We start from the raw sequence: 12,824 nt of genomic DNA on the forward strand, positions 1-12,824 counted from the left end.
CGCCACACCTGCAGCGCGATGAGCGTACGCCGGGCACCGAAGCGGTCGCCGGCCGCGCCGATCGGCACCGTGGTCAGGAACCCCGCCACGCCCGAGATGGCGAGGCCGGTACCGACCTCCCCGGCCGTGAGGCCCACGGCCCGCACGAAGAACACCGCGGACGCGGCCAGGTACAGGCCCGTGCCGATCGCGTTGACGAGTGAGATGACCGCGAAGGTGCGGCCTCCGGAGGTGGCCGGGACGTAGTCGCGCCAGGTCGGAAGCCGCATCAGCGCTCCCCTTCCGCGCGCGCGCCCGAATCCGTCGTGCGCACCGTGACCAGGGCCAGTGCCTGCTCCGCGCGGCGCGCGGCCTCGGCTCCGTCCCGCCCGGTCGCGATGACGAACCCGGCGCGCTCCCAGGAGCTGGTGACCGAGCGGAGGGTGGCGCCCGGTTCTACGGCCAGGTGCACCTCGTGCACGCCCTCGGTGGCCCGCGCCCCTTCGACGCCGCCGATCTCGTCGACGCGCCCGGGCGGCGCGGTCAGGAAGCGCACGGCCGCGCCGCGCCGGACGGGCAGCGGGTCGACCGGGCCGCGGTCCTCGAGGACCTTCAGCAGGTCGGCCAGGATGTCGGTGTCGTGGGTGAGGTCGATCAGGACGGTGATGGCGCCGCCGGGCAGCCGGCCCGCGCACTCGACCAGGTACGGCTGTCCGTCGTCGGCGAGGATCCACTCGGAGTGCAGGACGCCGGTGCGGAAGCCCACGGTCTTCACGACCCGTGCCAGGCCGTCGCGCAGCGCGCCGGCCGTGGCCGCGGGCAGGGCGGCGGGCACGGTGTGGCCGGTCTCGACCGGGTGTCGCGAGTCCTGGATCTGCTTGGCGGTGACGTTGACGAAGCCGAGTCCGCCGTCGTGGACGAGGGCTTCGACGCTGAACTCCGGTCCCCGCAGGCGCTGTTCGGCCAGGAAGCGGGCGGTGTCCGGGTAGGCGGCACGCAGCGTGGGCTCGTCGGCGGCGGTGGTGTGGCGCCAGGCGGCGGCCACGTCGTCGGCCGGGCCGAGCAGTTGGACGCCCAGGCTGGCCTGGCGGTTGGCGGGCTTGAGCACTGCCTCGCCGCCCTGCGCCTCCCGGAACGCGGCCACGTCGGCGGCGGTGTCGACCACCGCCCACGCGGGCTGCGCGACCCCGGACCCGTCGAGCGCGGCACGCAGCCGACCCTTGTCGCGCAGGATCCGGGCGGCACCGAGGCCCGCACCGGGCAGACCCCAGGCCTCGGCGAGCGCGGCCGCCGTCACGACCGCGTACTCGACGACCGGGACGACCGCGCGCACTCGCTCCGGGCGCGGCACGGCGCCCGCGATCCGCTCGGGGTGCGCCTCGTCCTGGGTCGGCGCGGGCCGCAGCGCGGCCACGGACGGGTGCCGCTCCGGCAGGCCCGCAAGGCCGCGTGCCGCGATGACGGCGGGCTCCTCCAGGACGAGAACCGACCCGGCGGGCAGCTGGGCGTCCAGCTTGGCGAGCATGACCGGGCTGTAACCGACGAGGACGTGCGTGACGCTCCGCGGCACCTCGGATTCAACGTCCAGGGTGATCGCGGCCCGCACCCGCTCCTCCAGGGCGTCGAGCTCGGCGATGGTCGGGGCGTCGATGAAGAAGGACACGGCGCGGTCCTCGGAGTTGCGCAGCTCGGTCAGGCGGGCACCACGGTCCTTGTGCACAAGGACGGCGCGCAGGGCGGGCGCGTCACCGGCGGCGCCGGGCGCGATACGGGGCCACAGGCCGCCGTCGCCGACCCAGACGGGCTCGGTGTCGAAGCCGTCCACGGTGACGTCGCGCAGCACGCCGGGCGTGTGCTCCAGGTAGACCTGGCGGGCCACCCGGGCCGGCGCCGGGTAGGAGGCGGGCTCGCCGAGGGCGATGCGGACGATCTCAGGCTCCAGCGGGGCGCCGGTGGCCAGTTCGTACAGCACGCACAGCCCGTCGCCCGGCGTACGGGCCGCGACCTCCATCAGGTACGGACGCCCCGCGACGTCGACTCGCCACTCGGCGTGCGCCATGCCGTCCTGGAAGCCGAGCGCGGCGAGCATCCGCGCGTTGGCGTCGAGCAGCACCGCGTCGTGGTCGAGTCGGTCGCTGGGCACGGTGTGGGACAGCTCGACGAACGTATGGGCGTGGGAGTCGGTGGTGTCCTTGCGGGTCGCGGAGGCGAACAGGACGTGCCCGTTCTGCACCAGGGACTCCACCGAGTACTCCTGTCCGGCGATCTTCTCCTCGACGAGCACGGTCTCGTGCTCCGGGTAGGTGTCGAGCAGTACCCGCAGCGCACCGGCGTCCGCCACGGTCTCGACACCTGAACTGGAGTGCCGGCTCGCGGGCTTGACGACGGCCGGATACGGCACCGCGGCCGCATCGAGCCCGGCCCGCTCCTCCGGCGGCACGGTCAGGGACACGGGGCTGAACTCGGGCAGGTACCAGCGCTGCAGGTACTTGCTGCGGCAGGCCCGGGTGGCGCGCAGCCCCGGTGTGGGGACGCCGAGGGCGTCGGCGAGCAATCCGGTCGGTTCCACCTGGGTCTCGCCGACGGCGTACGCGCCGACGATGCGGTAGGCCTCCCGCCAGCGCCGCGCCGCGGTGATCACACCCGGCAGGTACGAGTTGTCGCGGGCGACGTCGCCGTCGACGAACGCGAACTCGTCGATGAGAGCCGCCGGGTGGGCCGGGTCCTCGGACGCGGCCAGGGCCTCGTCCCGCCACGCGGACGGCGTGACGAGCAGGATCTTCAGCCCGCGCCGGGCCAGCTCCTCCAGGTACAGGGGCGCACGGCACACGACCAGGAAGGATCCGGTGAGGACGAAGGCGTCCGGGCACACGGTCTGGGGATTCGACTCGTTGATGGTCACGGCTTCCTCTGTCGATACTGGTGCCGGTGTGGTCGTGAGGGGTGGGGTGGGGGTGCGCCGCCGCACACCCCACCCCGCGGTCCGAGGGCCGGCCTCGGCCGGACCTCAGTCGAAGCGGAGCGACCCCGTACGCGTCCTTTTCAGCTCGAAGAAGTCGGGGTGACCCGCCAGCGTCCGCGCCGCGTCGAAGAGTCTCGCCGCCTCCTCACCACGGGGGATCGAGTTCAGAACGGGGCCGAAGAAGGCCACCCCGTCGATGTGGATCGTGGGCGTGCCCACGTCCTCGCCGACCGGGTCCATCCCCTCGTGGTGGCTCTTGCGCAGATGCTCGTCGTACGCGTCACTGTCCGCGGCGTCGAGCAGCGACTCCGGCAGCCCGAGCGCGGCGACGGCCTCGGCGGCGACGGCCCGGTAGTCCTTGTTGCCGCCGTTGTGGATGCGGGTGCCGAGCTCGGTGTAGAGGTCGGCCAGGACCTCCTCGCCGAGCTCCTGAGCGGCCGCCGTGCAGATCCGGTTCAGCGCGAGGGAGTTGTCGACGAGCGTGCGGTACCAGTCCGGTAGCTCGCGGCCCTCGTTGAGCACGTACAGACTCATCAGCCGGAACCGCAGGTCGAGTTCGCGCAGCTGGGCGACCTCCATGATCCAACGGGAGGTGATCCAGGCGAAGGGGCAGGCCGGGTCGAAATAGAAGTCGACCTTCGGGATACGGGTCTCGGTCACGCGGACACCTCGGCGGTGGCGGCGAGCGTCTTGCCGTCGGCGGCGGCGAGGTAGGCGGTCAGGTCCGCGTACTTCTCGCGCAGCTGCCGCTTGAGGACCTTGCCGGTGACGCCGACCGGGAAGTCGGCCTCGCTCTGCGCGATCTCCAGCAGGCCGAGCAGCGGGTGGCCCGCGGCCTGCAGCGCCTCGTTGGCCTGGACGAGCAGCTTCTCCGGGTCGGTGCCGGCGGCGGTGACCACGGCGACCGGGACGACCCTGTCGTCCTTGCGGCCCGCGATCACGGTGACGTCGCCGGTGTCGGGCACGTCGTTGAGGACGACCTCCTCCATGAACACCGAATAGCCGGTGCCGTTCTCGGTCTCGATGGCGTCGGCGGCGCGGTCGACCAGGAAGAAGTCACCATGCTCGTCACGGTAGGCCATGTCGCCGGGCAGCCAGTAACCGGCCAGCTTGAAGCGGTAGGTGGTGTCGGAGTCGGCCCAGTAGCCGGGGGTGATGGCGGGTCCCCTGGCGGCGAGGTAGCCGACCTCGTTGTCGTCGGCCTTGCTGCCGTCCGTGCGCAGGATGGTGACCTCGGCGACGCCGACCGGCTTGCCGACGCAGCGGTCGTTGCGCTCGGTGTCCAGGGTGCGGATCTTCAGCAGGACGCCCCAGCCGAGTTCGGTGGTGCCGAGCCGGTCGAAGAACGCGGCGGGCGCGAGGCCCTGGCTGCGCATCGACAGGACCTTGGTGATGTGCGCCTGGTGCACGGCGTCGCCGATGGACACCCACGCGTTGACGGAGTCGACCGAGCCCGGCTCCGGGTCGATGGCGGCCAGCTCGGCGTAGCCGTGCGCGAACGACATCACGGAGGTCGGCTGGTACCGCTTGACGGCGGCGGCGAGTTCGGTGCCGCTGCGGTCGCTGAGCGCGACGATGGGGGTGCCGCCGAGGACCGCGTACACGGTGTACGCGACGCAGCCGAGGTGCGACTGGGGCAGCGCGGTCATCATCAGGGCGCCCGGCTGCTCCTCGTGGTCGACCAGGCGGAACTTCGGGCCCGAGACGATCGACTTGTGGGTGTGGATGGTGGGCTTCGGCCGGCCCGTGGTCCCGGAGGAGTGCAGGAGCGCGACCGGGTCCTCGTCGTGGTGGTTCCAGTACGCGTCCTCGGGCAGGCTCGCCGCGGGCGGCGCCGGCAGCTCGGCGGCGGACTGGATCCACCGCAGGCTCGTCAGGTCCTGTGCGGCGGAGCCGAGCAGGTCGATGCGGGCCTGGTCGGCGTAGAGGCCGACCGGCGTCGTCTGCTCGATCAGGGAGACCGCGATGGCCTGCGACGCATTGGAGTTGATGAGCAGGGCGACCGCGCCGATCTGGGCGAGGGCGTAGAAGTGCAGGGAGTACGCGATGGAGTCCTCGAACCAGACGGCGACGCGGTCACGGGGCTGCACGCCCTGCTCCCGGTACCAGGTCGACCAGCTCTGGGCGAGTACGTCGAACTCGGCAAGGCTGAAGTCCTGCTTGGACCCGCCGTCCGGGGTGGCGATGGGGCGCGCGGCGTAGATGAACGGCACGTTTGGGTGCGGGTTCACGGCGAGGGCCTTGCGCAGCAGGTTGCCGCCGCCGATCGAGCTGTCGGCGGCCACGGCCGCGCGCTGCTCCGGCGTGAGGACGGTCGGGGCGAATGTGGTCATGAGGCACCTTTTCGGTATTCTGGGTCGGACATCGGTGCGAATGCGGGCAGGCCTGGTCGGGCTTGACCGGGTCTGTCCTGGGCGCGCTGAAGTGCCGTGCGGACTCTGGGGCGCGGAAAACGCGCGGACGCCTCAGACGTGGTGGAAGAGCCGTGCACAGGTGTCCCGGTAGTGGTCGAGGCCGGGTCCGAGCGCGGCGCGCGCATCGGCCAGGAGCGCGGCGAAGTCCGCGCTGCCGCCCGTGGCTTCCGCGAGCCTGCGCAGCCCCTCGTCCAGTGCCGAACGGGCTGCTTCCGCCCCTGGGTTGGCGGCCTGCACGTCCCAGTACACCTCCGGAGTGCCGGAGGTGATCCGGGCGAGCAGGGCGAGCAGCGTGTTCGCGGGCGGCGGTGCGACGGCCGCCACGTCCGCGGCGGACACGTCGAGGGCGCGCAGGGCGAGCCCGAAGCCGAGGACTGCGGCGTGGGGCAGCGCCTGCACGGCCGCGGCGATCCTGTCGTGCTCCTGCGCGCCGACGCGCACGACCCGCGCGCCCCACTCCTCGACGAGCCGCAGCACCTCTCCGGTGCGCGGCCCCTCGTGGACCACGACGGCCGCGACCGGACGGTTCTCGAAGCCGAGCGAGGGCGCGAACATCGGGTTGAGGCCGACGGCCTGGACGCCGGGCGCCGCGTCCCGGACGGCCCGCGTGATCGGCTGCTTGACGGACAGGGTGTCCACGAGCACGGCGTCGGGGCGCAGCTCCCTCGCCACCTCCGGCACGGCGGACAGGGCCGCCGTCTCCGGCAGGGCGAGGACGACGAGGTCGGCGTGACCCACCTCGGCGCCGACGCGGAACCCGGGCGCTGTGATGTCGCCGCGTACGTACCGCGCGCCGGGGACGTCGCAGGAGGCGGCGGTGTCGATCACGGTCACCTCGGCGCTCGAGGCGAGCAGCCGCCCGGCGAAGAGGCGTCCGACCGCGCCGGCCCCGCCGACGACCACGGCCCGCTTGATCATGACGTGCTCCGCGCGAGCTCCTGCGCCCCGTCCCGGTCGACGGCCGTACGCAGCACGGCCGTCACCATGGCCCGCGACTTGACGACCGTCTCCTCGAACTCCTCGGCGGGGTCGGACAGGGTGACGATCGCGCCACCGACGCCGAAGTCGACCCGGTCGTCGGTGGCGACGAGCGTGCGGATCACGATGCTCAGGTCGGCGGCGCCGCTGAGGGCGAACCAGCCGAGCGCCCCCGAGTAAACCCCCCGCGGGCCTTCTTCGAGCCGGTCGATGATCTCCATCGTGCGCAGCTTGGGCGCCCCGGTCATCGATCCGCCGGGGAAAGCGGCGCGGACACAGGAGACCGCCGACTCGCCGCCGCGCAGGGTGCCGCGGATGGTGGACACCAACTGGTGCACGGGCGCGTACGTCTCCACGTCGAACAGGCGCGGCACGTGCACCGATCCGACCTCGGACACCACGTTGAGGTCATTGCGGATCAGGTCCACGATCATCAGGTTCTCGGCGCGGTCCTTCTCCCGGCCGAGCAGGTCCAGCCGCAGCGCCTCGTCCTCCTCGGGAGTGACGCCGCGCGGCCGGGTGCCCTTGATCGGCTTGGACTCGGCGACCCGGTCGGTGCCGATGGTCAGGAACCGCTCGGGCGAGGCGCTGAGCACCGCGACACCGGGGTAATCGAGCAGCGCACCGTACGGGACGGGGCTGATCCTGCGCAGTTCGGCGTACGTGGTCAGCGGGTCGATCGACACGTCCATCGTGACCGTGTTGGTCAGGCACACCTCGTACGTCTCGCCCTGCCGGATCTCCTCCAGGCTCTCGGCGATCCGCGCGAGGTAGGCCTCCTCGTCGTGCCGCGGGTGCGTGACGGGCACGGCCTCGGGCGCGGTCATGCCGTCGCACAGCGCGACCGGCGCGTCCTGCCCCTCCTTCGCGCCCTTCGCCGTGGGCAGCCCGCGCAGGCGCCGCTCCGTCTCGTCGAGCCAGCGCTCGGCCTCCGCGGCGTCGCCGTCGGCGGACAGCGCGAGCAGACGGCTGACGCCCTCGGCGTGGTCGACGGCGAGCATCCGGTCCGCGAAGAGCAGGCCGGCGTCGGGGGTCTCGGCCTTGTGTACGGCCTGCGCGCCGGCCTCGGCCTTCAGTTCGTAGCCGAGATAGCCGACGTATCCGAGGTTGAACTCGAACGGCAGGTCCTGCGGGGCGGGCACCCGGCGCAGCCTGAGCTGCTTGTCGAGGTAGTCGAAGAAGCTCTGCTCGACGATCTCCTCCGTGCCGCCGGAGCGCACGGTGACGAAGCCGTCGGAGACCCGGTAACTGACGTACTCGGCGAGCGGGCCGCTGCCGTTGCCCAGGAAGGAGAAGCGGGACAGGCCGTCGATGACGGCACCGCTGTCCAGCCAGAACCCGTACTCCCCGGCGGCGAACAGCTCCCGGTAGGCGGCCTCGGTGTCGGGCTCCGTCGCCACGGTGCGCACGTGCACGGTGTAGGTGCGCGGACGGCGGCCGTCCTTCTTCCCTGCGTGGGACAGCGCCAGGTCACGGAAGTTGGCGAGGAGTTCGCGACCGTACTCACTGCTGATGGACTCGGGGTGGAACTGGACGCCCCACACCGGCAGCGAGGTGTGCCGCACGCCCATCACCACGCCGTCCTCGGTCCAGGCGATGGCCTCCAGGCCGTCGGGGAGCCGGGTCGCGGCCAGGGAGTGGTAACGCACGACGTCGTAGGGGCTCGGCAGGTCCCTGAAGATGTCGACGCCGGTGTGGCGTACCGCGGAGACACGGCCGTGCATGGGCTGCGGCGCGAGGCCGACCTCGCCGCCGAACAGATGCGTGATGCCCTGGTGGCCGAGGCACACGCCGAGCACCGGCAGACCGCTCTCCAGGATGGCGCGGGCGCTGATGCCGAAGTCCCGCTCATGGTCGGGGCGTCCGGGGCCCGGCGAGACGACGATCGCGTCGTACGCGGTGAGGTCCAGCGTGTCCCAGTCGGTGTCGTTCCTGACGACGACCGGCGGCAGACCGTTCACCTCGCCGAGAAGCTGGTGAAGGTTGTACGTGAACGAGTCGTAGTTGTCTATCAGCAGTGTTCTCATGATGAGCGCCCCGCGATCACCACGTCCTCGACGCGGCATGTCTCATCGATGATCAAGTCATAGAGATCACGCAGGAATTCCTGGCTGATGCCGTGTTCCGCGCCGTACCGCGCGGCCCTCTCCTGTACGACACCGATGCGTTGCGGCTGCATCATCGGAACGCCGTGCTCGCGTTTGAAGTGCCCGATCTCGACGCACTTCTCGATGCGGACACGCAGGACCTCAAGGAATTGCCTGTCGATCGCGTCGAGTTCCGCACGCAGATCTTCGATGGTCACTTCGGAACGTGAATTCTTTTGCATGAGTCTGCCCCCCATTGGCACAGGGAACTCTGCAGGTCCGCGGGCCGCGGTGGCCACCCGGTCGATAGCTCGGGTCACCGCACTGCACACAGTACGGGGATACATAACACCCAAATCGGAACATAGGCCCCAAGCTGTAGCATCCTGTCGTGCCGAGAGCCGACCCTTGCCAAGATCGGCGCTCCGAACCCATAGTTTCTTCCGTCCGAGGGGGAGGACAGGACGGAGATGGGGGAGAAATGAGTACGGTGAACCACACCGGGAAAACCGGAATCGAATCGGCCGGAATCGAGGAATCCGCCGGCGTCGGCGACCTGATCGGACTGCTCGACGCGCAGGTGCGGACCCGGCCCGACGCCGTCGCGGTCGGTCACGGCAACGACACCCTGACGTTCCGGGAACTGGCCGAGTCCGCTCGCTACCTGGCACTCCACCTGCGCACTCTCGGCGTCGGCAAGGACACCTGCGTCGGTCTGTTCACCAGCCTGGGGCTGCAGCAGGCGATCGGGGTCTGGGGCATCCTGCGCTCGGGCGGCGCCTATCTGCCGCTGTCGCCGGAATATCCGGACGAACGCATTAGCACCATGATCGAGGACTCCGGAATCACGGTCGTGCACACCGAGGAGAAACTACTCGACCAGGTCCGAGAACTCGCGGGAGCCGGGGTTCGCATCGTCACAGAAAGAAACGTGGAGGAGTTCAGGAAGAGTCTCGAAGAAAACGCTAAGAGCGTTCCAATTCCACAACCGGATCCGGAAGACCTGGCCTATGTCATCTACACCTCGGGAAGCACCGGACGCCCCAAGGGCGTGATGATCGAGCACCGCGCCATCGCCCATCAGATGACCTGGCTGAAGAGCGCGTACGGGCTCGGTCCCGATAAAGTAGTCCTGCAGAAGACACCCCTCAGTTTCGACGCCGCTCAATGGGAGATCCTGGCCCCCGCATGCGGCGCCAGAACAGTGATGGCACCGGCCGGCTCCCATCGCGACCCGGACCGTATCATCGACGAAATCGTGGTGCACTCGGTGACCACGCTGCAATGCGTTCCGACTCTTCTCGCCGCGCTCCTCGATCACCAGGGAATGAGCCGCTGCACTTCTCTGCAACAGATATTCAGCGGCGGTGAGAGCCTGTCCCGGAAACTCGCACTGCACTGCACCCGGATCCTGCCGCACTGCACCTTGGTGAACCTCTACGGCCCCACCGAGTGCACCATCAACACCTCCGCGCACACCGTCGATCCCGCGGCCCTCGCCCCGGAGGACGGTCCGCGGTCGGTGCCCATCGGCCGCCCCGTACCGGGCCTGCGCTACCACGTCCTGGACGACCGGGGCCGCCCGGCCGGCCCCGGCGAGACCGGTGAACTGCACATCAGTGGAGTGCAGTTGGCCCGCGGCTATCTGCACCGCCCTGACCTGACCGCGGAGCGCTTCGTCCCGTCGCCGCACCCCGCGCCACACGACCGGCTCTACCGCACGGGCGACCTGGCCCACTGGAACGCCGACGGCACCGTGCAGTTCACGGGCCGCGCCGACAACCAGGTCAAGCTGCGCGGCCACCGCATCGAGCTGGACGAGATACGCCTGGCGATCGAGGCGCACGACTGGGTCAAGAACGCAGCCGTCCTGGTCCGCGACGACCCGCGCACCGGATTCCAGAACCTTGTCGCCTGCCTCGAACTCAGCCCACGCGAGGCCGTGCTCATGGACCAGGGCACGTTCGGCGACCATCACATCTCGAAGGACTCCAGGCTCCAGGTCCGGGCACAGCTGTCGACGGCAGGCGTCCGCGACGACCTCGCGGAGGCGCGGGCCGTGGACCTGCCCGGCGCCGAGGCCACGTCCGAACAGCGCCGTCGCGCCTTCGCCCGCAAGACCTACCGCTTCTACGAGGGGGGAGCACCCACCGAGCAGGACATCCTCGCCGCGCTCTCCCGCGTGGTGCCCTCGGCTCCGCCGCGCCGCCCCGAGCAGCTCACGCTCACCGAACTCGGCGTCATCCTAAGGGATTTCGGCCCGCACACCAGCGCCGAACGCCTGCTGCCCAAGTACGCCTACGCGTCTCCGGGGTCGCTGTACGCCACCCAGCTCTACGCCGAGATCACGGGCTGCCTGCCCGGCCTCGCCCCCGGCCTGTACTACTACCACCCGCTGCGCCACCAGCTGGTGCTCGTCCGCCCGGCCCACGCCACCGACGCGGCGTTCGGCATCACCTTCCACTTCGTGGGCCGCAGATCCGCCATCGAACCGGTCTACAAGACCAACATCCAGGAAGTCCTGGAGATCGAGACCGGTCACATGCTCGGCCTGTTCGACGAGATCCTGCCCGCGTACGGCCTCGGTCTGCGGACGCTGCCCCACGACCCGCGGGCCCGCGACCGGTGCGGCTGCGCCGACGACGACCCCTGCCTCGGCTCGTACGCCCTGGTCCCGGCGGACCCCGGCACCCGCCCCGAGTGGCGCGACCGCGTGGACGTCCACGTCCAGATCCACCCCGGCAGCGGTACGGGCCTGCGCCCCGGCCAGTACCGCCACCGCGCCGGCCGCCTGGAGCGGATCGCGGACGAGCTGGTGCTCAGGCGGCACGTCATCGCCATCAACCAGCAGGTCTACCAACGGGCGTCCCTCGGCATCACCCTCACCGTCCACACCCCCGGGGACGAACCGGAGTACGTGAACCTCGGCCGGGCCCTGCAGTACCTCCAGCACAACACGGCCGGCCTCGGCTTCATGCCGGCCGGCTACAGCTCGCGCTCGGGCCGCGACCTGCCCGCCGCCCGCCGCATGACCACGCTGCTCGAAGGTCTCGGCCTGCCCACCGGGCCCCTGTACTTCTGCGTCGGCGGCCGGATAAGCGACGACCAGATCGCGCACGAGGGCATGTACGAGGACACCGTCCACATGAAGGGCCCGGCCGAGCTGGTCAAGGACGACCTGGCCGCCCGGCTGCCCGAGTTCATGGTCCCGAACCAGATCCTGATCCTGGAACGGCTGCCGCACACCGCCAACGGCAAGCTGGACGTCCAGGACCTCACCGAGCTCGCGGACACCGCGGTGGCCCGCGGCATCCGGCCCGTCGTACCGCCCCGCAACCGCACCGAGGCGCGCCTGTGCGAGCTGTGGAAGGCGGCCATGCACCGCGACGTGGTCTCCGTCAGGGACGACTTCTTCGCCTGCGGCGGCAACTCTCTGATCGCGGTGTCCCTGGTGCACCGGATCAACCGCGAGTTCGGCTGTTCCCTGCCCCTGCAGGTGCTGTTCACCGCACCCACGGTGGAGCAGCTCGCCGAACGCATCGCCGCCGACACGACCCCGCCGCCCCGGCTGGTACCACTGTCCCGGGGCCACCGTGCGGCACACCCGCGGCCGGACGGCACCGGCGACCGGCCCGTTCTGTGCTGGCCGGGCCTCGGCGGCTACGCCATGAACCTGCGGCTGCTCGCCTCCCGCTTGGCCGAGGGCCCGGACTCCCGCCCCCTGTACGGGATCCAGGCGTACGGCCTCAACGAGGGCGAAATCCCCCATGACAGCCTGGAGGAGATGGCCGCGGCCGACGTACGCGCCCTGCGGCGGGTGCAGTCCGAGGGCCCGTACACGCTGTGGGGCTACTCCTTCGGCGCGCGGGTCGCCTTCGCCGCCGCGCGCCGGCTGGAGCACTCGGGCGAGAAGGTCGACCGCCTGGTCCTCCTCGCGCCCGGTTCACCGCGGCTGCCGGGCCCACCGTCCTGGACGGCGGCAGGAGCCGACTTCGGCGACCGGACGTTCCGTACGATCCTGTACTCCGTCTTCGCCGGCCGCACCGACGGCCCCCTGCTCGACACCTGTCTGCGCGAGGGCACCGACGAGGAGAGCTTCGCGCGGTTCGTGCTGCGCCACTTCCCCGACCTCGGCCCCGCCACGGTCCGCCGGGTCATCCGCGTCGCCTGCCGTACGTACGGCTGGGAACCGGCACCCGGCCCCGTCACGGCCCCGGTCACCGTCCTCGTGGCCCGCGGCGACGAGGAGTCCTTCATCGAACGCGACCCGGCCTTCGCGGCCGGCGCGTCCACCGTCGTCCGCCTGGACACGAACCACTACGGGCTCCTGCGGAACCCGGGTGTGGACGAACTCGCCCATGTCATCCGCCATTCGATCATCTGACGCCCGAGAAGGAGCAGGAC

Annotated in this window: 7 protein-coding genes and 1 pseudogene; 1 reads left to right on the plus strand and 7 read right to left on the minus strand. The window is 71.1% G+C overall.

Annotated features, from left to right (window positions below; genetic code table 11):
• From C1I97_RS01775 to C1I97_RS01810, 7 genes and pseudogenes are all read right to left on the minus strand, one after another.
• Window positions 1–269, minus strand: a pseudogene (locus C1I97_RS01775) (MFS transporter); the annotation flags it as partial.
• A complete protein-coding gene (locus C1I97_RS40930) occupies window positions 269–2,881 on the minus strand; it encodes an ATP-grasp domain-containing protein (RefSeq protein ID WP_258382377.1) in 2,613 nt (870 codons plus the stop codon). The gene C1I97_RS40930 and the pseudogene C1I97_RS01775, both read right to left, overlap by 1 nt.
• 105 nt (window positions 2,882–2,986) lie before the next feature.
• Entirely contained in the window at window positions 2,987–3,601 is a 615-nt protein-coding gene (locus C1I97_RS01790) for a mycothiol-dependent nitroreductase Rv2466c family protein (RefSeq protein ID WP_220040771.1), read from the minus strand.
• Window positions 3,598–5,274 carry a class I adenylate-forming enzyme family protein gene (locus C1I97_RS01795; protein ID WP_111001446.1) on the minus strand — a complete coding sequence of 559 codons (1,677 nt, stop codon included), beginning with the start codon at window positions 5,272–5,274 and terminating at the stop codon, window positions 3,598–3,600. Before C1I97_RS01795 ends, C1I97_RS01790 begins: the two co-directional genes overlap by 4 nt.
• Before the next feature lie 132 nt (window positions 5,275–5,406).
• The gene (locus C1I97_RS01800) at window positions 5,407–6,273 is read right to left on the minus strand and encodes a prephenate dehydrogenase/arogenate dehydrogenase family protein (RefSeq protein ID WP_111001447.1); all 867 of its coding nucleotides are present in this window, start codon (window positions 6,271–6,273) and stop codon (window positions 5,407–5,409) included.
• Window positions 6,270–8,360, minus strand: coding sequence for an aminodeoxychorismate synthase component I (pabB, locus tag C1I97_RS01805; RefSeq protein ID WP_111001448.1), 2,091 nt, complete (start codon window positions 8,358–8,360; stop codon window positions 6,270–6,272). The genes C1I97_RS01800 and pabB overlap by 4 nt, the downstream gene beginning before the upstream one ends.
• On the minus strand, window positions 8,357–8,638 hold the full coding sequence (locus C1I97_RS01810) for a chorismate mutase family protein (protein ID WP_258382378.1): 282 nt from the start codon (window positions 8,636–8,638) through the stop codon (window positions 8,357–8,359). The genes pabB and C1I97_RS01810 overlap by 4 nt, the downstream gene beginning before the upstream one ends.
• A gap of 263 nt (window positions 8,639–8,901) precedes the next feature.
• Here C1I97_RS01810 and C1I97_RS01815 point away from each other — a divergent pair, with 263 nt between their 5' ends.
• Window positions 8,902–12,804 (plus strand): amino acid adenylation domain-containing protein, encoded by a 3,903-nt coding sequence (locus C1I97_RS01815; protein WP_111001449.1) that lies wholly within the window; start codon window positions 8,902–8,904, stop codon window positions 12,802–12,804.
• The last annotated feature ends 20 nt before the right edge of the window (window positions 12,805–12,824 follow it).

It is taken from the genome of Streptomyces sp. NTH33 (assembly GCF_003236365.1).
GTDB lineage: Bacteria > Actinomycetota > Actinomycetes > Streptomycetales > Streptomycetaceae > Streptomyces.

Bases quoted from the DNA above. Each gene is read 5' to 3' on its own strand.
- C1I97_RS01795 (WP_111001446.1), bottom strand. From the start codon at position 5,274: ATGACCACATTCGCCCCGACCGTCCTCACGCCGGAGCAGCGCGCGGCC.
- C1I97_RS01800 (WP_111001447.1), bottom strand. From the start codon at position 6,273: ATGATCAAGCGGGCCGTGGTCGTCGGCGGGGCCGGCGCGGTCGGACGC.
- pabB (WP_111001448.1), bottom strand. From the start codon at position 8,360: ATGAGAACACTGCTGATAGACAACTACGACTCGTTCACGTACAACCTT.
- C1I97_RS01815 (WP_111001449.1), top strand. From the start codon at position 8,902: ATGAGTACGGTGAACCACACCGGGAAAACCGGAATCGAATCGGCCGGA.